This is a genomic window from Arthrobacter sp. SO3 (assembly GCF_020532825.1).
GTDB lineage: Bacteria > Actinomycetota > Actinomycetes > Actinomycetales > Micrococcaceae > Arthrobacter.
In genome coordinates this window covers 2,758-25,723 of record NZ_MQTS01000004.1, presented here as the reverse complement: position 1 = coordinate 25,723, position 22,966 = coordinate 2,758, and the positions used below count along the sequence as shown (strand labels likewise).

Annotated in this window: 25 protein-coding genes; 12 read left to right on the top strand and 13 right to left on the bottom strand. The window is 65.1% G+C overall.

The annotated features are described in order from the left end of the window. Positions 1-3 precede the first annotated feature (3 nt). The gene (locus tag BJQ90_RS22635; RefSeq protein ID WP_226758354.1) at positions 4-1,638 is read right to left on the bottom strand and encodes a PucR family transcriptional regulator; all 1,635 of its coding nucleotides are present in this window, start codon (positions 1,636-1,638) and stop codon (positions 4-6) included. A 133-nt stretch (positions 1,639-1,771) separates the two neighbouring features. On the opposite strand from BJQ90_RS22635, the gene BJQ90_RS00490 reads away from it, so the two are divergent. The 6 genes from BJQ90_RS00490 (at position 1,772) to BJQ90_RS00465 (ending at position 8,039) form a co-directional block, all read left to right on the top strand. Then, on the top strand, positions 1,772-3,043 hold the full coding sequence (locus BJQ90_RS00490; protein WP_226758353.1) for an alpha-hydroxy acid oxidase: 1,272 nt from the start codon (positions 1,772-1,774) through the stop codon (positions 3,041-3,043). A gap of 84 nt (positions 3,044-3,127) precedes the next feature. After that, positions 3,128-4,030 (top strand): ABC transporter substrate-binding protein, encoded by a 903-nt coding sequence (locus BJQ90_RS00485; protein ID WP_226758352.1) that lies wholly within the window; start codon positions 3,128-3,130, stop codon positions 4,028-4,030. Between the two features lie 6 nt (positions 4,031-4,036). After that, a complete protein-coding gene (locus BJQ90_RS00480; protein ID WP_226758351.1) occupies positions 4,037-5,074 on the top strand; it encodes an amino acid ABC transporter permease in 1,038 nt (345 codons plus the stop codon). Further along, positions 5,071-5,838 (top strand): amino acid ABC transporter ATP-binding protein, encoded by a 768-nt coding sequence (locus tag BJQ90_RS00475; RefSeq protein WP_319004579.1) that lies wholly within the window; start codon positions 5,071-5,073, stop codon positions 5,836-5,838. Before BJQ90_RS00480 ends, BJQ90_RS00475 begins: the two co-directional genes overlap by 4 nt. A 56-nt stretch (positions 5,839-5,894) precedes the next feature. Next, complete coding sequence (locus tag BJQ90_RS00470) at positions 5,895-6,497, top strand: class I SAM-dependent methyltransferase (protein WP_226758350.1); 603 nt, start codon at positions 5,895-5,897, stop codon at positions 6,495-6,497. 180 nt (positions 6,498-6,677) lie between these two features. Further along, on the top strand, positions 6,678-8,039 hold the full coding sequence (locus BJQ90_RS00465) for an MFS transporter (RefSeq protein WP_226758349.1): 1,362 nt from the start codon (positions 6,678-6,680) through the stop codon (positions 8,037-8,039). Here the strand turns inward: BJQ90_RS00465 and BJQ90_RS00460 are convergent. After that, entirely contained in the window at positions 7,963-9,039 is a 1,077-nt protein-coding gene (locus BJQ90_RS00460) for an RNA polymerase sigma factor RpoD/SigA (protein WP_226758348.1), read from the bottom strand. The genes BJQ90_RS00465 and BJQ90_RS00460 overlap by 77 nt on opposite strands. A 374-nt stretch (positions 9,040-9,413) precedes the next feature. Here BJQ90_RS00460 and BJQ90_RS00455 point away from each other — a divergent pair, with 374 nt between their 5' ends. Next, positions 9,414-9,833: an ester cyclase gene (locus BJQ90_RS00455; protein WP_226758347.1), complete on the top strand. Its 420-nt coding sequence runs from the start codon at positions 9,414-9,416 to the stop codon at positions 9,831-9,833. A gap of 110 nt (positions 9,834-9,943) precedes the next feature. Here the strand turns inward: BJQ90_RS00455 and BJQ90_RS00450 are convergent, their stop codons facing one another. From BJQ90_RS00450 to BJQ90_RS00430, 5 genes are all read right to left on the bottom strand, one after another. Continuing rightward, complete coding sequence (locus BJQ90_RS00450; protein WP_226758346.1) at positions 9,944-10,480, bottom strand: hypothetical protein; 537 nt, start codon at positions 10,478-10,480, stop codon at positions 9,944-9,946. A gap of 71 nt (positions 10,481-10,551) precedes the next feature. Next, a complete protein-coding gene (locus tag BJQ90_RS00445; protein WP_226758345.1) occupies positions 10,552-11,631 on the bottom strand; it encodes a glycerophosphodiester phosphodiesterase family protein in 1,080 nt (359 codons plus the stop codon). Between the two features lie 133 nt (positions 11,632-11,764). After that, entirely contained in the window at positions 11,765-12,754 is a 990-nt protein-coding gene (locus tag BJQ90_RS00440) for an alpha/beta fold hydrolase (RefSeq protein ID WP_226758344.1), read from the bottom strand. A gap of 128 nt (positions 12,755-12,882) precedes the next feature. Then, positions 12,883-13,413, bottom strand: coding sequence for a hypothetical protein (locus tag BJQ90_RS00435; protein WP_226758343.1), 531 nt, complete (start codon positions 13,411-13,413; stop codon positions 12,883-12,885). 226 nt (positions 13,414-13,639) lie between these two features. After that, positions 13,640-14,227, bottom strand: coding sequence for a sigma-70 family RNA polymerase sigma factor (locus BJQ90_RS00430; protein WP_226758342.1), 588 nt, complete (start codon positions 14,225-14,227; stop codon positions 13,640-13,642). A gap of 214 nt (positions 14,228-14,441) precedes the next feature. Here BJQ90_RS00430 and BJQ90_RS00425 point away from each other — a divergent pair, with 214 nt between their 5' ends. After that, positions 14,442-15,083 carry a TetR/AcrR family transcriptional regulator gene (locus tag BJQ90_RS00425; RefSeq protein ID WP_226758341.1) on the top strand — a complete coding sequence of 214 codons (642 nt, stop codon included), beginning with the start codon at positions 14,442-14,444 and terminating at the stop codon, positions 15,081-15,083. Positions 15,084-15,233: 150 nt separating this feature from the next. On the opposite strand, the gene BJQ90_RS22830 is transcribed toward BJQ90_RS00425, so the two are convergent. Together BJQ90_RS22830 and BJQ90_RS00415 are read right to left on the bottom strand one after the other, a co-directional pair. Next, complete coding sequence (locus BJQ90_RS22830; protein ID WP_413463616.1) at positions 15,234-15,392, bottom strand: DinB family protein; 159 nt, start codon at positions 15,390-15,392, stop codon at positions 15,234-15,236. 10 nt (positions 15,393-15,402) lie between these two features. Then, on the bottom strand, positions 15,403-15,855 hold the full coding sequence (locus tag BJQ90_RS00415; protein ID WP_226758340.1) for an SRPBCC family protein: 453 nt from the start codon (positions 15,853-15,855) through the stop codon (positions 15,403-15,405). A 329-nt stretch (positions 15,856-16,184) separates the two neighbouring features. Here BJQ90_RS00415 and BJQ90_RS00410 point away from each other — a divergent pair, with 329 nt between their 5' ends. Both BJQ90_RS00410 and BJQ90_RS00405 read left to right on the top strand, forming a co-directional pair. After that, positions 16,185-16,565, top strand: a complete 381-nt coding sequence (locus tag BJQ90_RS00410) for a VOC family protein (protein ID WP_226758339.1) — start codon at positions 16,185-16,187, stop codon at positions 16,563-16,565. Positions 16,566-16,847: 282 nt separating this feature from the next. Continuing rightward, entirely contained in the window at positions 16,848-17,096 is a 249-nt protein-coding gene (locus tag BJQ90_RS00405) for a hypothetical protein (RefSeq protein ID WP_226758338.1), read from the top strand. Between the two features lie 35 nt (positions 17,097-17,131). Here BJQ90_RS00405 and BJQ90_RS00400 read toward each other — a convergent pair whose 3' ends face one another. From BJQ90_RS00400 to BJQ90_RS00390, 3 genes are all read right to left on the bottom strand, one after another. After that, positions 17,132-18,025, bottom strand: coding sequence for a potassium channel family protein (locus BJQ90_RS00400; RefSeq protein ID WP_226758337.1), 894 nt, complete (start codon positions 18,023-18,025; stop codon positions 17,132-17,134). A 96-nt stretch (positions 18,026-18,121) separates the two neighbouring features. Continuing rightward, on the bottom strand, positions 18,122-18,475 hold the full coding sequence (locus tag BJQ90_RS00395; protein WP_226758336.1) for a hypothetical protein: 354 nt from the start codon (positions 18,473-18,475) through the stop codon (positions 18,122-18,124). Between the two features lie 383 nt (positions 18,476-18,858). After that, a complete protein-coding gene (locus BJQ90_RS00390; protein ID WP_226758335.1) occupies positions 18,859-19,455 on the bottom strand; it encodes a TetR/AcrR family transcriptional regulator in 597 nt (198 codons plus the stop codon). A 110-nt stretch (positions 19,456-19,565) separates the two neighbouring features. On the opposite strand from BJQ90_RS00390, the gene BJQ90_RS00385 reads away from it, so the two are divergent. Next, positions 19,566-20,060: a VOC family protein gene (locus BJQ90_RS00385; RefSeq protein ID WP_226758334.1), complete on the top strand. Its 495-nt coding sequence runs from the start codon at positions 19,566-19,568 to the stop codon at positions 20,058-20,060. 415 nt (positions 20,061-20,475) lie between these two features. Continuing rightward, positions 20,476-22,050, top strand: coding sequence for a hypothetical protein (locus BJQ90_RS00380; protein ID WP_226758333.1), 1,575 nt, complete (start codon positions 20,476-20,478; stop codon positions 22,048-22,050). Positions 22,051-22,129: 79 nt separating this feature from the next. On the opposite strand, the gene BJQ90_RS00375 is transcribed toward BJQ90_RS00380, so the two are convergent. Beyond that, positions 22,130-22,966 (bottom strand): alpha-amylase family glycosyl hydrolase (locus BJQ90_RS00375; RefSeq protein ID WP_264196793.1); only part of this gene is annotated, 837 nt, incomplete at its 5' end.

Below are 22,966 nucleotides of genomic sequence, written 5' to 3'. Positions count from 1 at the left end.
GAACTACCGGTTGTGCCGGGCCCACAACTGCAGCCCGACGAGCAGGCGCGTTTCGGGGTCGTCCAGGTCCAGGCCGAAGAGGGTCTCCACCCGGGACAAGCGGTAGCGGACCGTGTTGACGTGCACGTCCAGGGATTTCGCGGCCTCGATCGCGTTGCCGCCGCAGCTCAGGTAGGCGTGGATGGTCTCTTCGAAGGACTTCTTGTGCTGTTCGTCGTACTCGGCGATCCTGAGCGCGTGGGTCCCGGGCAGCTGGCCGGATGCCGTCAGCGACGACACGATCTGGCGCAGCTGCAGGCGTGCGCCGAGGGAGTCGTCGTCGGCCACCACGTCATCGGAGCCGGCCGGGATCCTGCCCTCGGCGACGTTGCGGACCAGCTCGGACAGGACCAGTTCCGCGTTGGCCCGGGACTCCGCGGTCCGGTCGATCGTGGCCGGGACGCCCAGGGCGGCCAGCACCGGGCGTCCGAGCAGGCGCCGCGTGTTCTGGACGATTTTGAGAATCGCGCCGCGCTGGAAGTGCCGGGACGATTCCGTGGTCTGCGGCAGGACGATGTACACAATGCTGTCCGAGAGCCCGCAGACTGCGGTGGGCAGCCGGATGGCGCAGGCGGTCCTGATGGTGTCGAAGAGCCGGAGGCGTGACTGCAGCGTTTCGGCCGCCACGGCGGCCGCCGGCCAGACGCTGAGGGCGGCGACCCGGATGGAAGCGGCCGAGATTCCGAGCCGGATGGCGGCCAGCTCGGCGCGCTCGGGTTCGAACAGCAGCGGCTGGACCAGATCCATCTGGCGGGTGAGGTTCGAGACGTACGTCGTGCGCTTGTGCAGGATATGGAGCGCGGCGACGTTGGCGGCCTCGCGCAGGATCCGGTGCGCGTCCTCGTTGTGCTGGTCGGCGCGTTCCAGGAGCCAGAGCGATCCGAGCACGGCGCCGCCGGCCCGGACGGCGATCGCGGTGCGCCGGAGCAGGGGGTCCTCCGTCGCCACATCCACCGCGTCACCGGCAGCGTGGACGCGCCGGTAGTCCTTGTCGGTTTGGACGGAATGCGGGACATGCAGACGCAGGATCGAGTTTCGCCGGGTCTCGTCGATGGGCTGGTCCGGGAGGGTCGAGTAGGCCAGAATCGACTGGTCCGGATCGGCGATGGCAATGGCGCCGCCGGCCTGGGCCGCGACGGTGTTGGCCAGATCGAACAGGTCCCCGGGACGGATGTCCACCAGGGTGCGGCCCGACTGGCGGTGCGGGGCGACGGCGGCGTCCATGATTTCCGCCAGCTGGTTCCACGGCACGGAGTCGGAGGCCCGGAAGAGGGCCATCCCCGTTTCCCGGGCAGCGGCGCGGAGTGCGGCGTCCTGGCTGCCGTTGGATTTGTAGACGATGGCCACGTAGCCGGCGTCGTGGAGCTCCTGGACCTTGCCGCGCAGCCGCTTCCCCGACAGCGACAGGCCGATGGCCAGGGCCACAGCGCCGGGGAACCGGGCGGGCGGCGCCGTCGAGTCGTACAGCACGGAGCCCGCGACAGTCTGTTCGTCATCGGCCGGCATTTCGACGAGGCTGACAACCTCCGAGCCGGCCGAGCGCGCGACGTCGGCAAGGGTGGGCAGCGCCTGGCTCTCCGCCGTGGGGAACCCGGTCACGGTTTCGCCCAACGCATTGTTTGGTAGCAGATGCTAATGACTCGCCCCTTAATTTGTCGTTATCTCCATAGTGGCACGGGGTTCGGCTTTCTACGCTGAACCGTAACGCACGCACGCAGGGGAAAGGCCGTCATTGAAAATCAGCGAAGCCAAACAGCTCATCCAGGTCAAAGCCCCCGTCTTATCCCGCCGACGCCGGGTGCTGGCCAACGCTTTCAATGTGGAGGAATACCGGAAAGCGGCACAGCGGGTGCTGCCGGCGGGGATCTTTGACTACCTCGACGGCGGCTCCGAGGACGAGGTGACGCTCCGCCGCAACCGCGCCGTCTTTGATTCCTGGGCGCTGATGCCCAGCTGGGGGCCGGTCTCCGGACCCGATACCAGCACCACCCTGCTCGGGAAAAGCAGTGCCCTGCCCTTGACGTTGACGCCCACCGGCGCCACCCGGCTGTTCCATCCCGAGGGCGAGCTGGCCGTCGCGGCTGCCGCCGACAGGGCCCGCATCCCGTACGGGCTGGCCGGGCTGAGCACCGTGGCCATGGAAACCATTGCGGAGAACCACCCGGGCCTGGACCGCTGGTTCAACTTTGGGCTCACCTCCGACGCCCAGGCGCTGAAGGACAAACTGGCGCGCTGCGACGCCGCCGGATTCCACACCCTGATTGTCGGCGTCGACACCCGGGCCCTCGGCGCCAGGGAACGGGACCTGCACAACGGCTTCACCGCGCCTCCCGCCCTGACACTGTCCACCATCGCGGACATCGCCCGGCGGCCCTCCTGGTGGATCAACTTCCTGAAGTCGGACGGCATCAGCTTCCCGAACCTGGATCCGCGCAGCGCCGCTGCCACCTCCGTCGTCACCCCGTCCATGTGGCAGCACATCCTGGGCCACTCGGATGCGACCAGCGGATGGAAGGAATTGGAAGCCCTGCGCCAGGCGTGGCACGGAAAGATTGTGCTCAAGGGCTGCGTCAACCCGGCCGACGTCGAAAAGGCCGCCCGGATCGGACTGGACGCCGTCCAGCTGAGCAACCACGGCGGCCGCCAGCTCGACCATATGCTCAGTCCGATGGATGTGCTGCAGGAGTCCCGGCAGCGGGTGGGCGATTCCCTTGAGATCTATGTGGACTCGGGAATCCGCCGGGGCAGCGACGTCGTCAAGGCGCTGGCGCTGGGCGCCGACGCCTGCTCGATCGGCAGGGCCTACCTCTACGGGCTGGTGGCGGCGGGCTCGCCGGGTGTCGGGCGGATCATTGAGATCTTTGAAGACGAACTGCGGCGTACCATGACGTTGGTGGGCGTTTCCAGCATTTCCGAGTTGAAGGCTCGAGGCGGGGAAATTCTGCGGGACATCCGTCTTTCCGGAGAACTTCTTGAAACAACAGCGTCAGGCAACACGCACTAACGAGTTCTGAACTTGCAGGCACACACTGCCCTCCTCCCGCAGACTTGCGGGAACCAAGGGACTCTCTGAACAGCTAAGGAAACCATGCGCACCCGATACATCCTCCCCGTTCTCACCATAGCCACGGCCCTCTCGCTCTCCGGCTGCGTCAACAATAGTGAACCGGCCGCCACCGGCTCGGCGTCCGGAACCGCTGACGCCATCGACGTGAAAAAGAACGACGCCATCGCCGCGTCGCTGCCGGAGAAAATCAAGAGCGCCGGCGTGCTCAACGTCGGCATGGCCAACAACTACCCGCCCAACGAGTTCAAGGACGACAACGGTGCGCCGGCAGGCTGGTCAGTGGACCTCACCAACGCCCTGGGCAAGGTCATGGGCCTGAAGGTCAACTTCGACATCGGCACTTTCGACAACATCCTTCCCGCCGTGCGCGCAGGAAAGGATGACATGGGCATGTCCTCCTTCACGGACACCCTGGAACGCGAGAAGCAGGTCGACTTCGTCAACTACTACTCCGCCGGCATCCAGTGGGCCTCACCCAAGGGCAAGACCGTGGACCCCGAGAACGCCTGCGGACTCAAGGTCGCCGTCCAGGCCACCACCTATGAGGACACCCACGAAGTGCCCGCAAAGTCGAAGGCCTGCACCGACGCCGGCAAGCCGGCCATCACCATCTTCAAGTACGACGCGCAGGACCAGGCGACCAACGCCCTCGTGGTGGGACAGGTCGACGCCATGAGCGCCGATTCGCCCGTCACCCTCTACGCGATCTCCAAGACCAAGGACAAGCTGCAGACCGCCGGCAACGCCTTCGAAGTGGCACCGTACGGCATCCCCGTGGCCCAGGGCAGCGAATTCACCCCGGTCCTGCAGAAGGCCCTCCAGACACTGATCGACGACGGTACTTACAACAAGATCCTGTCCAAGTGGGGAGTGGAAGCCGGCGGAATCAAGACGGCGGCACTCAACGTGGCAGCCAAAGGGTGATAGCGCATGAGCGAGCCGGAATCCGACCGGATGCTTGAGGCGGAACCCGGCAGGCACGGGGAGTCCGGCAGGACGCCGCGGGCCGGCCGGGCCCGTCACGACGACGACGCGCCGCCGGAAGCGATCGTCGCCATCCCGCTGCGCCACCCGTGGCGGAACGTGGTGGCAGTAATCCTCGTCCTCGGTCTGGCGGTCTTCGTGCTGGACGCCGCCCAGCGCCAGGACTACGGCTGGCCGGACGTGGGCAAGTACATTTTCGACCGCCGGATCAGCCAGGCCGCGTGGGTGACGTTGTGGCTGACCATCTACGCGATGATCGGCGCGATCGTCATCGGCCTGTTGCTGGCTATCATGCGGCTTTCGCCGAACCCGGTGCTGAAGAGCATCGCCTGGCTGTACATCTGGATTTTCCGCGGCACCCCGGTCTACGTGCAGCTGGTGTTCTGGGGCATCGTGTCCCTGATCTATCCGGTGTTCACGCTGGGCATTCCGTTCATGGACCCATGGGTGACCATCCCGAATGAGATCTTCACCAACCTCTTCATCACCGCCGTGATCGGGCTGGCGCTGAACGAAGCGGCCTACATGTCTGAGATCGTGCGCGCCGGGCTGCTGTCCGTGGACGAGGGGCAGGCAGAAGCCTCGACGGCGCTGGCGATGTCCTGGGGCCAGACGATGCGGTTTGTGGTGGTTCCGCAGGCGATGAAGATCATCATTCCGCCCACCGGCAACGAGGTGATCTCGATGCTCAAGACCACCTCCCTGGTGGCCGCGATTCCGTTGAGCATCGACCTCTATGGGGTATCCCGCGGTATCTCCGCGGTGACGTTCACTCCGGTGCCCCTGCTGCTGGTGGCGTCCCTTTGGTACCTGCTCTTTACCTCTGTCCTGATGGTGGGCCAGCACTTCATTGAGAAGCGCTTCTCGCGCGGAACCGGCCGGGTCAGGACAGGCAAGGAACCGGCGACGCCGGAACCGGCACCGACGGCGGTCCCCGGCGAGCCCGGAGCACCGCTCGGAAACGACTTTGGAGGAAAAGGATGACGGACGCGCCGATGGTGCTTGCGGAGCGGGTCTCCAAGAATTTCGGCACCAACAAGGTGCTGCGGGGAATCAGCCTGGAGGTGGACCCGGGCGAGGTGCTATGCATTGTGGGGCCCAGCGGTTCGGGAAAGTCGACGTTCCTGCGGTGCATCAACCACCTCGAACGGGTCGACGGCGGCCGGCTCTCGGTCGACGGACAGCTGGTCGGCTACCGCCAAAAGGGGGACAAGCTCTACGAGCTGAAGCTCAAGGAAGCAGCCTTCCAGCGCCAGGAAATCGGAATGGTCTTCCAGCGGTTCAACCTGTTTCCGCACCTGACCGCGGTGGAGAACATCACTCTGGCCCCCATCCGGGTGAAGGGTATTTCCAAGGCCAAGGCCACCGCCCGTGCCATGGAACTGCTGGAGCGGGTGGGGCTGGGCGACAGGGGGGACGCCTACCCGGCGCACCTCTCGGGCGGGCAGCAGCAACGCGTGGCCATCGCCCGTGCCCTGGCCATGGACCCGAAGCTGATGCTCTTCGACGAGCCCACCAGCGCCCTGGACCCGGAGCTCGTGGGCGAGGTGCTCGACGTCATGAAGGAACTGGCCAAGAGCGGCATGACCATGATCGTGGTGACCCACGAGATGGGGTTCGCCCGCGAAGTGGCGGACACGCTGGTCTTTATGGACGAAGGCGTCGTGGTGGAGGCCGGACCACCCCGGGAGATCCTGAGCAATCCGCAGCACGACCGGACCAAGGCGTTCCTCTCCAAGGTTCTCTGACGCCTAACCGGCCCTGACCTGTGGCTTCGCCGCCGCGCGGGTGGAAAAATGATCCTGTGGAAAGCCTCGCGGACAGCAAGGTCTGGGCCGACTACAACGCGGCCCAGGCGGACCGCCCCGTGCGCCCGCTCTGTCTCGGTGCCATGGAGTTCGCCGGTCCCGGGAGCGGCCGCCGTGCCATTGACCTGGGTTGCGGCGCCGGAAAAGAGACGCTGGCCCTGCTGCGTGCCGGTTGGCGGGTGCACGCCGTGGACTCCCTGCCGGACACCAGGGAGCGGCTGCTGGGAATCGCGCCCGCGGACGCGGACGGCCGGCTCAGCATCGAGGTGCGGGCCTTCCAGGATCTCCGGGAGCTCCCGGCAGCGGACCTGATCTTCGCCGGCTATTCGCTGCCCTTCATCCGCCCGGCGGAATTAGGACCCTTCTGGTGGATGATGCTGGACGCCCTCCGACGCCCGGGCGTTGTGGCCGTGAACCTGTTCGGGGACCGGGATTCCTGGGCGGACATCACGGAGTGGAACTTCCACACCGAGGCGGAGGCACGCCGGCTCTTCGACGGGCTGCAGATCCAGACGTTCGAGGTGTACGACGCCGACGGCCAGTCGTTCCGTGGCCCCAAGCACTGGCACATCTACGACGTCATCGCCCGCAAACCGTGACTCAGGCGTCACGGGAGGCAGTCTTTTCCCTCCCCGCAGCACAGAATTTCTTGGCCATCCGGGTTTTTCCATCAGCCGCGAGGCCAAAAGCCTGCCCTGCGTGACGCGTCACTAGCCCTGGCGCCGCGGAATTGGTCGTCCGGTTCGATTTAGGCGGGCGCAGTGGGACAGACTGTTGCCGTGAGCAACTCTCCCCGGACGGGCCTCGCCGTCGCAGGACTCAGCCTGGGCACGGCACTGAACCCGCTGAACTCCTCGATGATCGCCGTCGCCCTCGTGGTGCTGCGCGCCGACTTCGGGCTCGACGTCGCCACCGTCACCTGGGTGATCACCTCCTTCTATCTCACCTCCGCGGCCGGCCAGCCGCTGATGGGCCGGCTGGCGGACCGGTTCGGCCCGCGCCGGCTGTTTATGCTCGGCATGGCGCTGGTGGCCGTGACCTGTGCGCTGGCCCCGTTCGCGCCGAACTTTGCGGTGCTCTGCGTGGCCCGCGCCTTTATGGCCCTGGGCACGGCAACGGCGTACCCGAGCGCCGTCGTGATGGTCGGGGCACTGGCGAAGCAGGCGCACGTGAAGTCCACCCGGCCGCTGGGCCGGATCCAGATGGCCAACACCTCCGCGGCCGCTGTCGGACCGGTGGTGGGCGGGCTGCTGGTGGGCTTCGTCGGCTGGCAGGCCCTGTTCCTGGTCAACGTCCCGCTGTCACTGGCCGCGATCCTGCTGGTCCGCCGCTTCGCCCCGGCGGATGCGGACCGGGAACGCGGCCGGGTCTCGGAACTGCTGCGCGACTCGGACATCCCCGGGATCCTGGCGTTCCTCGGCTCCATGGTCCTGGTGATGATGGCGCTGCTGAACGTGCTGCCCGCCTACCGCTGGTGGCTGCTCGGGGGAGGCGCCCTGATGGCGGTGCTGTTCGTCTGGCGTGAGCTGCGCTTCGCCCCGCCGTTCGTGGACCTGCGGCTGCTGGGCCGGAACCGTCCGCTGCTGCTGGTCTATCTTGGCTTCGCGGTCTTCAGCGGCGTCTATTACTTCGCGTTCTTCGGGCTGCCGCAGCTGCTGCAGGAAGCCGGCGGCTACGGTCCGGGCGTCGTGGGCCTGCTGATGCTGCCGCTGGCCGCGATGTCGGTGGTGGTGACTCCGTTCGCGGTCCGCGCCATCGACCGTTTCGGTGTGAAGCGGGTGCTGATCGCCGGCGTCGTGCTGCTCCTTGTGGCGTCAGGGGCGATGTGGCTGCTGACGGCGTCGTTGGCCGTTCCGCTGGTGTTTGCGCTGACCGCGCTGCTGGGCGTGCCCTACGGGGTGGTCAGCATCGCCTCCAGCCAGGGCATGTACGTGTCCACCCGGCCGGAGGAGCGCGGTGTGGCGGCCGGAATTTTCCAGACCTGCCGGTACCTGGGTGCCATCACGGCCACTGTGCTGATCGGCATCTTCTACGGCACCGGAGTGAACCAGGCCAACTGGGGGCTCATGGTATTTGTGATGCTGGGACTCGGTGCGGTGGTGTTTTTGGTGTCGCTGCTGTGGCGGGAGCGGCGGGGCTAGGCGTTCGACGCCGGGCGGACTCCGGCGCCGTCTCCTCGCCGTGTGGGCTCTCGCCGTCAAAATGGTACGGCCTCAGGTCGTTGGACCGGGACGGGTCCTTGAGCTTCCCCATCGCCGCGAGCTCGATCTGTCGGATGCTTTCGCGGGTCAGGCGGAAGGATTTCGCGACCGCATCCAGGCTCGTCCCTCCGCCACCCGTTATGCCGAAACGCCTCGCAATGACCCGGGCCTCCCGGTCCTCAAGCGTGCCGAGCACGGCACGGACCTGGGCCCGCATTTGGTCATGGAAGAGTGCATCGGCCACGTCGGTGGCGGAGGAATCCCACAACTGTTCGGCCAGGGCTTCGGTTCCACCCGTGCCGTCGGGCACCCAGGAGTCCAGCGAAAGGATGGGCTGGTCCAAGGTCAGCAGGCACTCAAGCTTCCCGACCGGATTGCCTGTCAGCCGGCTGAGGTCTTCCCTGCTGCAAAAGGTCCCTGTCATGGCGGCAGTCCGTTGCGCCGAACGGACTTTCCGCAGCTGCTCGACGACGTTCGTCGGCAGCCGGATGAGTCTTGCCTGATCAGCCAGCGCCTGGGTGATGTCGCTCCGGATGTGCCACGTGGCGTGGGTGGAGAATCTGAAACCCCTGCTGAAGTCGAACGTGCGGACGGCCCTGAGCAGTCCCAGGTTTCCCTCCTGGATCAAGTCCTCAAGATCGAGGCCCCGGTGGGCGTAGTGCTTGGCGATCGACACGACCAGCCTGAGGTTGGCATGGAGCAGCCCGTCGGCGGCGCTCCTGCCCAGAAGGGCGATGGTCCGAAGCTCCCTCTGGTCGCGGCCGGACCGCGGCGCACCGTCCGCCAGAAGCTGCTCCGCGAACAGCCCCGCCTCGATCTCCTGCGCCAGTTCCACTTCCTGCCCGGCGGTGAGCAGGTCGTAGTGGCTCAGCCGGCGCAGGTAGTCCGCGACGGCGTCGTCGGTTAACCCGCCGATTGCCCCGTGGATCAACTTAGCCATGTCATCCCCTGTCGGACGGTTCAAGCTTGTGAAGGCAGACTACGTGGCCGGTGTGACAATAATCGGAGGGGCATGGGCGGGCTGGTTCTGGCGTCTGCGGCCCGGGAAGCGCGTCGTCACTCAGCATCCCGCGGTACGGCGGCAAGCGGGGGCAAAGGCGGCAAACCCGGGCATCTTGACACACTCGAACCACCGGAATATCTTCTGCCTTAACAGGGCAATTCGCCCGGTCCACACTACTTTTCCACAGTCGTTCTCGGCGCTCCGCGCGGGCCCTGCCGGAATGGCAGCCTGGCGGCGTGGGTTCGTGCGGCATGCCCGATCAACTCGCTGGGGGATCCAATTTCGGTCTCTCGCCTACAAGGAGTCGGAAAATGTCTGAAGGTATTGGACTGATAGAGCGGTTCTACAAGGACGTCATAGAGAGCGGAAATCTCGCCCTCGTTGATGAGCTGGCGACGGACAGCTACGTGGATCACGAGATGGGCCTGCCCGGGCAGCCGCAAGGCAGGGATGGCGTGAAATTCTTCGTGAACACGATGCGGTCGGCTTTCCCGGATATCAAGGTCAAGGAGATTGCGCCCTCGCTGAGCGCCGAGAACATGGAGGCGTGCCACGTGGTGCTTACGGGCACGCATCGTGGGGAACTCGCCGGCATCCCGGCAACGGGCAAGAGCGTGGAGTTCGATTGCACCGACATCATCCGCGTCGAGGACGGCAAGGTAGCCGAGCACTGGGGCACCACCGACAACATGAGCATCATGCGCCAGATCGGCGCCATGGCTATGGCCTGATTAAAACCGAAGCGCGACGGCGGCCGGATCGACCTCCGCCGGGCATAACTAAGGCTGTCCACGTTCCGAAAGGGAACGCAGGCAGCCTTTTCAGCCCGAGGGATCCCGTCTCAATCGGTGTGACTGGGCGGCTGTTCCCGGGCGAGGGCCTTGACCCATGCGGGGGTCAGCTTGCCCAGGCGGCGGTCCGTGACTTCCCTAAGCTGGGCTGCCGCGATCTGCAGGGCGCGGTCGTCTTCGTCGAAGACCTGTCTCGGTTCGACCTGTGCGGGCAGCGCGTGGGGGCTGCGCCTGACCGGGTGGGCCGCCTGGCCGAGTGGCTTCTCCGATGCGGCTTGCAGGACGGCGAGCTCTCCGGCGCCGGCCAGTTCGCTTTCACCGAGGACTTTGAGGACCTTCAGCCCGATCGTGCCGCGCTTCTTGTCCCCGGAGTAGACGGCGTCCAGGGCCCACTGGGTCCGTTTCCACCATTCGGCGCGGTTGTCCGCCTCAGCTTTTTGCTTCAGGGTCCGCCAGCCGATGACCCCGGCCACCAGGGCGCCGAGGAGCACCGCCAGCGGCCCCAGCGCGGCAAGAATCTGCCACCCCTCGGCGGGGCCGGTGTGCACGAAGACCTCGATGGGTGTCGGAGACGGAGTCGGCGGCATGCGACCAGCTTAAGCCGCGACCCCCGGCGGCGGGCGGCGCCGTGACGCGGCCGCCCGCCGTCGTCGTTCTGCTAGACCTTGGGCTGGTAGGCCTTCGGCAGCTTCAGTCCGCGTTCGTCCATGACGGTGCGCAGGCGGGTGGGGTAGTCGCTGATGATGCCGTCCACGCCGAGGTCCATCAGCCGGTTCATGTCCGCGGTGGTGTTGACGGTCCAGGGGATGACCGGAAGGCCGAGCCCGTGGGCGTCAGCGATCATTGCGGGGGTGACGGATTTGAAGGCGGGGGAGATGGCGTCGTAGCCCTGGGCTGCGGCGGCCTTGGCGAGGGATCCGCCGTAGGTGTCGATGTCGATCCCGCCGAGGTTGGCGCTGGCGCCGGGCTGGCCGACCTCGAGCCAGGCGTCGCCGCTGGAGAGGGCAACGAGCGGCAGTTCCGGGGCGATCTTTTTGGTGAGGTTCAGCGAGGACCAGTCGAAGGACTGCACCGTGCTGCGGTCCGCCATGCCGGAGGCCTGGATCTCGGCAACCACGGCCTTGGTCAAGGCCACCATGCCCTCCCCGCCGGACTTTCCGTCCTCCACCTTGGTCTCGATGTTGAAGCGGACCTTTTGGGCGCCGGCGTCGCGCACCAGCTGGAACACGTCCTTGAGCTCGGCGATCCGGTTGCCCTCGATCACGTCCTGCTCCGGGAACCCCTTGAGCTGGGTGAAACCGCAGTTAAGTGTTTTGATCTGGGCGAGCGAGAGCTCGGCCACCCGGTCGCCGACGTACGGGAAGGCGGCGTCGCCCGGCGTGGCCGGCGCAGTGTCCTGGCACTTGTCGGCCTGGATGGTGTCGTCGTGCCAGACGATGGTCTTGCCGTCAGAGCTCAGGTGGGTGTCCAGTTCCAGGGTGCTCACGCCCAGCTTCAGCGAGTGGGCGAAGGCGGCCAGGGATTCCTCGGTCCACTCGCCGCGGCCTCCGCGGTGTGCCTGCAGGTCAAAGGACCCGTTGCTCTCGTTGGTCTTGAGGGTTGTTGCCTTTTCGGCACCAGTTCCGGGGGCGTGCGAGGACGGCGCGGAGCCGGCTTCGGTGTGTGAAGCGGCGACGGCGGGGCCCGCCAGGGCGGCGATGAGCGCGGCGGTGGCCGCGGCAGTCAGGACTGTGCGCATGGTGGTGGTTCCTCCTGGGTGGCGGTGGCCGGCGCTGCGCCGGCGACCCGACAACCCTAGGGAGGTGAGGTGGACTGCCGGGTTCGGGGAACTGGACCTCGGGTGAACAGTTCGACACCCTTATGATGCGGGGTCAAATGGAGCGCCGGCGTTCCACGCCCGGCGTCGCCGGCTTCGGTGTAGCCGCGTGATCACCGTCAGTGGTTTCCATATTGGACCGCATGCCCTCGAGCAGTTGTTGCACGTGCTCCGGCCGCTCTATGTTGGCGAAGTGGCCGCAGCCGGGGATCGTGACTGTCCGGGCGTGTGGAACTACAGCCGCCAACCGGACCAGGTCAGCTCGGGGCGTGAAGATATCGTTGTCCCCGCGGGTCGCCAGGACCGGGCAGCGGATAGCGCGCCACTGCCCAAAATCGTAGTGCGCTGCGGCATGGGCGGCCGCGACAAAGCTGGATGGACGGGCGTCAGCGCCGAGCCCGCGAATAACCCTCGCGGAAATGGTCGCGGGATGTTCGAAGAAGGGGGACAGCAGAAGTCTCATCACTGCTGTTGAGGCCATTGCATGTACCAGTGCCGGGCCGCACGGGCCGAGGGAGGCCAACGCGCGCATCAGTAGTAGCATGCCAATAAACGCGGGGGATCTGGAGAGGCTGCGCAGTGGCCTCCGGGCAGCCTCGGCTACGTCGAACGTGGTCGCCGAAATGGTGGTTACACCGGCGGTCTGATTCGGCCAGGCCGCGGCGATGTGCAGGGCCAGGAACCCGCCCATTGAGTGCCCCACCAGGTTCCACCGGCGGTAGCCGAGCGAGCTCAGCACGTCGGTGATAGCGCGGGCCACCGCCTCGATGCTGAAATTCTCCAGCCGGACACCCTTCGTGGATTCGCCCCAGCCCGGGAGATCTATCAGTACCCGGTCGTTGGCCGGAGCACCGGCGAGCAGCGGGAGGAATGAAGTCCAGGATCCCGCGGCGCCGTGAAGGTAGACATCCGGGATGCCTGACGAGGAAGGCCTGGCTCCCTCGCTCTTCTGGATCCGGACCGTGCAGGGACCCAAGTCCGTGGGCAGGATGTGCAGCCGCAACGCGGCCACTTCCCTAGGGGCGGTTTCCTGCTGAACGCTCATGCTCACCTTCTGTCCGTGGTTTCAGAAGAGATTCGGAGCCCCGGGCTTACCGGACCGGTCCTGCCGTGTCCGCCCGGCCTCTGACGGTCCCGGACGTTCTTCTGCAGAAGCGAGAACCTTCGGCGCCATCAGATCGGGCGGGTGCGGGTCCTGCCTGAGATTTCCTGCCCGATGTGCTCGTACAGTGCGAGCATTGCTGAGACGTTGGTGCCAGGGCAGCCGAGCGCGTCGTCGAGCCACGCGAAGAGGAAGTCGCTGGCTGTCAGCAGGTCAACTTTTGTGAAGTCATCCAGGCGGGCAGAACGCAGGGTGATGCCGGAAAGAGTGTGCCGCGCCGCCGCGCCGCTTTTGGGGGAGCTTGTTTCCAGCGACACTCCTCCGTGGGCAGGTCGTCCGCCGGCCCGGCCGACGTTGGCTTGCAGATCCGTCCGGAGCCAGGCGACGGAGCCCGATTCTACGAACACGGCGCTGCCCAGGTGCACGCGGATGTGTGAGCTGACCCGTAGCTTCCGGATTCTCGTAGTGACGTCGAGCAGGGCTGCCCGGGTGAAGCGGGTGAGGCTTCCGTCGATATCGATGTGGACGGTGTCACGGGGTGGATCCAGGCTGATGACAGCTTGGAGTTGGTGGGCCAAGGTCTCGCTCAGCAACGGCACCAAGGATAGCTCCGCCGTGCCCCGTGGTATCGGCTCCTGTTTGGCGGTGTCAATGACGGTCTCCTGCCGCCGGTACGTTGGGGCTGCACTGCGGCCGTGTCCAGGAGCCGCCGACCCTGCCCGTGTTGACGCCGTTTGGGCGACGACGTCGGCGGCCCCTGACTCGATGAGAACGCGGTGCCGGGGGATCGGATTCTCAGCGGGTTGCCCCGTTGAGGGCATCGCTTGGCTACGCGGGTTCAAGTTGCATCCTCAGTTTCTGGAGGCCGCCTCTGATTCGGGATTTGATCGTGGGCAGGGGTACGGAGAGCATTACCGCGATCTCCCGGTAGGTCAGCGATCCAAAATAGGCCAGGACAATGGATTCGCGCTGCAGTGTCGATAGGCATGCCAGTGAGGTGATGAGTGTCCGGGCGTCCATCTTGTCTGCCACAGTGTCGAGGACTCCGTCGTAGGCAGACGGTGCGGTTGACGCCCAGCGATCGTCCCGGTTTCGGCTACTTTGGGTCGATCGGACTTTGTCCACTGCCCGCCGGTGCGCGATGGTCATCAGCCAGGCCATTGGGCTGCCGACGGGTGCCTGGTATTTCGCTGCATCCTGCCAGACAACGATGAATACTTCCTGGACCACCTCTTCGCTGAGTTCCCGGTCTATGACGACCCGCCGAACCAGTCCTGCGACCTGCCCGGACGTGTGGCGGTAGAACTCACTGAACGCTTGATGATCGCCCTGAGCAGTGCGCAGGAGCAGTCCGGTAAGCAAGCCCCGGGCCGCCTCGGGCCCTGACGGGACGATCCGCTCTTCCAAAAGTTTCATGGCGCCTTCATAGTTTCGGACCGACAGCCATGGGCGGGCTGCCGACGTTGCGCACAGGCCCTACGTCATAGCGCCCTGTTCTCGGTACTGACGGTCACGAAAGCCGGGGGCGGATCTCTCCAACCACTGGTAGAACGCTCGTTCTCGCATCGTTGCTTTAGAATAGAGAACGATCGTTATCTAGGCAAGCGGAGAGACCGGGGAGGTTCGGGCGGTGAGCACAGCAGAGAGCGCCAGGGCCCCGCGTCGGATCGCCGAAAGGCCCGACGACGCTGCGTCCAGGGAGCTGGTCCTGGCCGCGGCCGGTCAGCTTTTTTATGCCCGGGGCTTCACCGCCGTCGGGATGGACGAGCTTAGGACCCAATCCGGCATCCCACTCAAGCGCCTTTACCGTTTGTTCCCCTCCAAGGAAGCCATCGTGGAGGAAGTGCTGTTCGCCTGGCAGCGGATGTGGACCGCCGGCGTAACGGCCCAGGTTGAATCAACCCTGGTGCCACGCGAGCGGCTGTTGGCCGTCTACGATTTCCTGGCTGGCTGGTTCACTTCCGAGGGATTCCGGGGGTGCGCCTTCATCAACTCCTTTGGGGAAGTGGGCGGCGCTTCCGGGAACATTACCGACATCGTTAGGCAGCACAAAAAGCACTTCCAGACATATCTGGCGCAGCTGGCGGACGAAGCCGGAGCCCCAGCATCGCTGGCTCCGCAACTCGCGATCCTTGCCGAAGGCGCCATCACGACCGCGGCGATAGCTGCCAGCGCCGAACCAGCGCGCCACGCGCGGGCGGCGGCGGAAATCCTTATCGACGTCGCGCTGCAGGGCAGCGCAGGCGGCAATTGCCACCCAAGTCATGCCTGAACTTATGGATCGGCACGGCGGAAAGGGCAGCTTCTGACCTAGTCCGTCCCCACGGACCTGTTGGCCGCATGGGCACTAAGTCGACGGCGTCGCGACTCCAGCCTGGGGGAGTGGCCTCAAACGCCCGCCCAATGCAGTGGGAGCTGGGAGTCAGGTCGTATTGATCGTGGCCATGACCAGGTGGCGCAGTGTCTGGGCGAAGGACCACTCACCATCCACCGAGATATCGGCCGTGCCCGCCGGCATCGCCGCGACCCGCTCAAGCGTCGCCGACCAGGTCCGCTCAAGCCTGGCCCAGGCGGCGCGCAGACCATCCGGATCACGTGCGGCTGTCTAAGACCGTCTGCAGTTTCTCGAACGACTCGGTCCATCCGTTGCGGTGCAGGGCCAGCCGCTCCTCCGTCAGGAAGGGTCCCTGCGAGAGCACCAGACGGGTGGCCTCTCCGGTACTTCCGAGGGCGAGGTCGACGACGGTTTCCCGGTCGTCCGGCGTCGGTTCCTCCCAACGGAATGTGTACACCAGGCGCCATGGAGGATCGATCTCCAGGAACTCGCCGGAGAGATGGAACGGTTCGCCATCCGGTGGCGTCATGCGGAATCCGTAGCGGCCGCCTTCCGTGAGGTTCAGTTCGGCTGCAGGGATGGTGAAGCCGTGCGGCCCCCACCACTTCACCAGCTCGGTCGATTCCGTCAGCATCCTGAAGACTTCTTCCGGGGGAGCATCGAGCGTGTATTCGAGGTTCAGGATCAGTCCACCAGTTTCCTCATTCATCATTCAACTCTGTCACCCTGCGGACGCTGACGGAAGCGGTGAGGCGTGCGCTGCGGCGCTGCTTGACGTCGTCGGGAGCCGGCCCAAAGACCTTTCAGCGGGACGCCAGGCACCCCTGTTTCCGCGGGACCATATCGGTCCATAATGGCCACATAAGCTTCGGGGACCCCTCGCGCGGGTGATGGGTGGCGCGGCGTTGAAGAGTCCCAGGTGGCTGCCCCGGCTCGGCGCCAAGGGCGGTCACGGGCTCCGGACAAGGATTCCGGGGACCGAAACCTGGGGGGAGCAACGCCGTCGCTGCGATCATCAACGCACTGAAGGGAATCATCATGTTCAAGGATTCAAACATCATGGCTGTCCTCCCCGCGAAGGACATCAACAGGGCGAAGGAGTTCTACCGGGACAAGCTGGGAATCGAACCCACCGATTCCATGGAGGAGGGCAGCGTGACCTACAGCTGCGGTCAAGGAACCCGCTTCCTCGTTTACCAGACAGACAATGCCGGGACAGCCAAGAACACCCAGATGGGCTGGGAAACGGACAATCTCGAAAGCGAGATGGCGGAACTGCGGGGCCGCGGCGTCGTCTTTGAAGAGTATGACTTTCCCGGCCTGAAGACGGAGAACGGCGTTGCCACCGCATCCTGGGGGAAGGCAGCCTGGTTCCTGGACAGCGAGGGGAACATTCTCAACATCGCCCAGCGCGCGTAGGAGTCTGGCACCGCCCAACGACGCAAGGCATCGCTGCCCGCCGGCAGCGAAGCCGAGGAGAACCGGCTTCCGCGACCAAGGCGGGAGCCGGTTTCACGACGGCCCGGAACCTGATTTGGCGTTAGGCGGCGGCGACGGCGGTGCTCGCGAGGCACCGGCCGTCAGGTTGTGCGCATGGGAAGGGGCCGTCGACTCAAGGAAAACCAAAGCACGGTGGACGAGAATGCGAGGCACCGGCTGCGCATGGGCCCTGAGAGGCGACGAGTAAGGGAAGAAGGCAACATGAAGAGCAGCAGAATCATAATGACCCGTCTGACCTGGCTGTCCAGCAAGGTGCTGGGGTCGGCCTCGGTGTTGTTCTTGCTGTCACCGAAGGACCACCCCGGTAACGACCATCCAGAGCGCGGAGCCGTCAAGGGGTGGGTGATCATCGCACTGATCTCGGCCGTTGGTCTCGCGGTACTTCTGGTGATCGCAGGGCCGCCACTGGCCGCCCTGTTTAACTCGTTTATAGCGAGAACAGGCCGGTAGCCGGACGGCACAGCGTGGCAACTCCGACCCGCACGCTACTTCTTGTCTGGTTCCCCGCCCCGCAGGTGTCGGTGGTGCTGCTCGTAGCTATCGAACACATCAGAAGAGGTGGCTCCTGAATGGCCGAACTTGCCGCGAAGGACGTCCGCTAGTCCGTCCAGCGCCGCGCGGAGCATCCGTCCGGCGAACTGGAGTTCAGGGTTGTCGCTGCGCTGGGCCTGGGCTGCCAGCTCCTGGGCGTAGGCGACCGTGGCCGGCAGGGAGCCGCGCTGCTCGACTTCACGGAAATAGTAGGTTTCATGGAATGCAAGCAGATCGATGCTCACTAGAGCCACGTTTCCGGCCATGGACTCCAGCAGCCCGCCAGCATGCCGGGGGTCCAGGGACAGTGCACCGGCAGGACCGGCAGCCTCCCGGAACAGGTTCAGCTCGTGGGCGAGGGCCCTGCGGCGGTTGAGCGCCGGGTACATCTGCAGGATCCAGGTGACCGTTGCTGTCAGCAAACCGAAACCGGTGACGGCCTGGAGGGCCACAACCAGCCTGAGCAGCGGATGCACTGCAACGATATCGCCGAACCCCACCGTGGAAAGCGTGACCAGGGAGATGTAGAGGGCTTCGGCAAAGTCGGCCCGCAGCGGAATCCCGGGTCCGTAGACAAAACCGTCTGTCAGATGGGGCAGGTACAGCAGGGCCCAGCCGATGGCCGCGAGGCCCGCCCAGGCGCCAATGACGGCGGCCATCGCCAGAGGTGCTGCGATGAAGGAGCCCCGGCCGCGCAGTTTTCTGGATACCAGCCAGAATCCGCGCATGATCGCCCGGCCCAGGGGACCGGAGCCGTGCGGATAAAGCAGCGTGCGGAAGACGTCGACGAGCATCAGCAGAACCAGCCCGGCGCCCAAAACCGTCCAGAGCGTGTCCTCAAAGTCCATGCCTCATCTTATGTGCGGCGCCCCGGGCCCTGTGACAAACAGAGGGAGACCCCGCAGTGCTGGGCACTGCGGGGTCCCTCGCTGGCTGGATGCCGGCTACTCGGAACCGGGTTTCTGCTCCCGGTCCAGGAGGTTCTTCTTGAGCTCGTCGAACTTCTCCTTGAGGACCCGTTCCGCGTCGGCCAGGGTTTTCCCGGCACTGCTCAGGGGATCCATCTGGAGATAGACGTTCTGACTGACTGGGAGGTCGTACTCGTCCTTCAGGTGGGTGCCGCCGCCCACTCCCTGAAGAGAGAGGTACACCATGGCGTCGGTCCGGGCAACGCCGGCGAGAGTTCCGAAGACGACTGTGAAGTCGTTCGCTTGAAAGCTCACAGTCTGACCGATATGGCTGCGGTCCAGGTCGCCGGCTGCTACCGGCTTCTCGGACGGGCTTCCGCTGTAGCTCATGAACTTCTCCTAATGGTCGAGGGGCATGTACCCAGCAGTCTAGCTTCGGTGCCGTGAAGTTCCGGCGGTTCCGCTTCCGGGCAGCACACACCGACAACGTCAGGATCCCCGTCTCCTGACTGCAAGGAGTAGTGCCGAAAAGAAGTACGACGGCGGCACCCGGTCTTGTGTCCCGCCGTCGCCTTTGCGGCGGGAGGAGGCAGCCACGTGGCCAGGCTCGGGTCAGCCGCGCAGCGCCCAGACGGCGTTGTTCGGCTGCAGCTGGCCGTCCTCCGCAAGCGGCACGGCGCTGAGCAGCACGGTTCATGCCGGAGGCCAATGGAGGTGTGACGCGTTGTTGAATGACAGGAGTCTCGACCGCCGGGGGTCAGGACAAGTGACGGTTATGGGCGACGGCGGGTGAGGGCAGTCAGGGTGTCGACGATGAGTGAGCAGTATTCGGCGGGAGACCAGCCGTGGGTTCGCCGGATGTGCACGACGGTGTCTGCGCAGAGCAGAACGTCGGTGACGACAGTGAGGTGTTCCGGGTGCAAACCCTTTGCGAGGAGGCCATCGGCGGCGGCATGGTCCCAGAACGACCGGCATAGCAGGGTGGTGGCCTTGCGCCCGGCCTGGGCGGCTTCGGCGAGCTCCGGCTCAAGACCCTCGGCCTGGGCGGCCACCTCGAACAATGGCCCTGCCCGCTCCGCGATACCGACGGATACGTCGGCGAGGGCCTCGATCCGTTTGGCCAGGGTGTCGGCTGTCATCGCGTCCTGCGCCCGGGGGCGGTGGGCGACATCGACCGGCTCTGCGTCACCCACGAGAGCCTGGTCGACGACGCGGCTGAACAGGGCAGCCTTCGTCCCGAAGCGGACGTAGACGGTACGGGCAGCGACTCCGGCGTGCCCTGCGATCTGGGCAAGAGTAGTGGCCACGTAGCCCTGCTCGAGGAACAGCACGCTCGCGGCCTCGATGAGCTGGGTCTCGGTTCGGGCCACTCGCCTGGCTCTCAGGTCCGCAGTGGGAAGGCGATGTCCCTTGACGTCGTCGTTCATACGATGCAGTATAACTGCATAGATACAGTTCCACTGTAATTAGGGAGTTTTCGATGATTCCGAAACTGGCCGGTGTGCACCACCTCAAACTGCCCGTCTCAGACCTGGACCGGTCAATCCAGTGGTACGGCACCCGGCTCGGCTATCAAGTCGTCATCGAGTTCCGCAACAACGGTCGCCGCACCGGTGTGGCGATGACCCATCCCGATGGCGGGCCCGACCTCGCGCTGAACCTCAACCCGGACCGGGCGAAGGCGTCGGCCGGCTTCGACTACTTCTCCATCGGAGTACCCGACCGGGAGCGGATCGAGGCGTTGGCGGCCCACCTAAGCGGCCTCGGCGAGGCCCATGGCGGAGTGCACTTCGCCACGATCGGATGGATCCTGCCCATGGTGCATGACCCAGACGGTCACGAGGTTCGCTTCTACTCGATAGAATCCCACACTGAAATCGACCCGGCTGCCCCGCTCGTCATCGACGACGCCATTGCGACCGCACGGGCCAGGGAGGAGCAATGGCGTACCGATAGGGCCGCGTCCGCCGGCTGAACGGGTGGAGTGCTGTACGGCGGGGCCCGCCAGTGCGCCGATGAGCGCGGCGGAGGCCGCGCCAGCCGGGACTGTGCGCACCGTGGTGGTTCCGCCTTGGCGGTGGTGTCGGCGCTGCGCCGCGACCTGACAATTAGGAAGGTCAGAGGGACTCCCGCGTTCGAGGAACTGGACCTCAGGCTAAAACTGCGTCAGCGGATTCGCTGGTATGAACGACAATCGCGCGTCGAACTAGCAACGAGCCCGCTGGGCCGACTGAAGCGTGAAGAATTTTGGAGAATTTTTCCCTAGGTGTTTAGCTGTCCCAGACGCTCTTAAATCATATTTTGGGGACTTGAATTCCGCGTCGATTGGGTCTCCGCCGAATCTTGGAAGTTGGGCCTACGTGGGGATAAGCCATATCGATATTGCCGTCATGGTACCTGTGACGATCACCGGGGATCCGAGTGCAAAAACAGGGTGGCACGCCGGGCGACTTCCTAGTCGCTACGATGCAAACGGCAAGAATGCCCCTGTCGAGTGGAAAGCACTCGATAAGAGGCTGAGCTATTGGCTTTCACCGACGACTGATGGTCGCCGTTGGTACAGGCGCCCCGGGGACTACTATTTCGATCGGAACGACCCCAAGGACGTGGATCCTGAATTGCGTGATCTGTTAGATACCCGCTTCGGGACGGACTTGGACAGTGATCGTGGCGATGAGATCAATCTAGGGCCACAACACGTCGTCGGCCTCGACGGTATCGACTTGGTCCGCATCCACGACGGTGCGGATAACAACGGTATCGCAGTTATCCGTTTCCTTCTCTACATTCCGAGCCACATGCCGGATGTGATCCCCGAGGAACTTGAGAATCTGAGGCTTGTCCTCCGAGACCTCGCGCTATATCCAACGGTGCCGGTGAGGGCCGGAATCGGGCAGTTCGATGGCCTATCCGATTTTGACATCAAATCCCTCTTGGACGACGATTTTTTCGCAGAGGAACAGGAATCTGCAAGTGAACGTCCGATCGCCCACGACGGCGGGACGCATCAACGTATTTCCGAGCCAGAAGGCTCACACCGGGAGCCTCGAGCCGCTGAAGTTGACACTGATGAGACAAATCGGGAAACGGACTGGCAGCTACCGTCGAGTCGAACAGTGACTAGTGAAACGACCCGGACAAAGGTCTACGGGCTCTACAGGGCACTGCTCGAACCCGTGGCTCACATAGCGCCAGACGATGGCACATTGCCTCCCTGCAAGCTGATGACGCAAATAATCCTGGGTGACGATTTTGACGACGAGGATGAGCAATCCCAGACGGAGGAGCTGGGTTTCGATGCCAGGATCGAGCAATTAATGCTGCTGGCGGATCTTGACGGGCGCGTGAATAGCCCGGTTACGAAGCAGGTCGGGGGAGAAGACAGCTATATCCATTTATCCAGAGACGCAGCCACAATGGCGATCGGATCGTCAGGGCTGATTGTTGTACACGAGGGTGACGGAGATTTCATCCGCTACCGGGATGTGTATCTGCTGAGCGAAATGCAAGGCTCACTCATCACGGCGGTCGACAACGGACTCTTTGAGGCCGGGACCATCGATGAATCAAGTCGATCAGGAGAGCTGGGACGGTTCCTCGGCGCAGACCCTGTAACCAGTGCTTTCAAGCAGATGCACTGGAGCGGCGTTGTGTCCACGGACGGAACGCTGCAGAAAGTCTACGACTATGCCTTCGACGCCAACCGGACAGCGCAGCGTCTGGCCAGCACCAGAGCAGAACTCGCTGAGGCCAATGACACCGTTGCTCGAGGTGCCGAAGCCACGATGAACTGGCTTCTCATGATCATGGCAATACTGGCGTTCGCAGTCCCCGTCGGACTCACAGTGGCGCAGTTCCAACATCCTTGGCCCGACGTGTGGATGGTACCCACGGGGCTCGGTATTGGCGCGTTGTTGGCGTGCGTCTTCTGGATCGGATTCAACAGAATGCTCAAGCGCCGCTAGACGATCTCCTGCGAAGCCGCATAAGGCCGTCCACGTTTTCCAACTGAAAACGTGGACGGCCCTCTTCCGTGTCCGGAGCCTAGCTCCGCAACACCCAAGCCGCGTTGTTCGGCTGCAGCCAGCCGTCCTCGGCCAGCGGCGCGGCAGTGAGCAGCACGGATCCCGCCGGCAGCCGCACCGGCTCGGTCCCCATCGCGACGGCGAGGAAGAAGTCAGCGCTGCGTTCGCAGATCAGCAGATTCCCGGCTTCCACGCGCCAGGTGCTGCCATCGTTAGGACCGAAGACCTCGTTTTTCCAAAGCAGCTGGCGCAGCTCCAGCGCCTTGGTCACCAGCGCAAGTGAGGACTCCGGGTCCTGCTGCTGGAGGTCGATCGCGTGCCTTCCCCAGTCGGCGGGCTGCGGCAGCCAGGGTTCCGCGGCCAGTGCAGCCAGCGAGAAGCCGTGGTTCAGCGCCGGGTCCTTGGTCCAGGGTAGCGGGACGCGTGCCCCGTCGCGACAAACGCCGCCGCGGGCCCACATCGGATCCACCCGGGCTTCCAAAGGAACGTCGACCTCGGGCAGGCCGAGCTCCTGGCCCTGGTAGAGGTACGCGGCGCCGGGCAGCCCCAGCAGCGCCACCAGCGCGGCCCGCGCCCGGAGTGAACCGAGCTCGCCGCCGCCGAACCGGGTGACGGAGCGGACGATGTCGTGGTTTTCCAGCGCCCACGTCGGAGTGGCGCCGTGCAGCTGGCGGGCGGCTTCGAGTTCGTTCCCGGCGGCGGCCCAGGCCTCGGGGTCCCAGCCGAGTTTCACGAACGCGAACGCGAAGGCCTGCTGCATTTCATCGGCGCGGGTGTAGCGCGCGGCGCGAGCCGGTTCCAGGTTGACCTCGCCAACCAGCAGGCGGTGTGGCTCATACTTCTCGGCCAGGGTGCG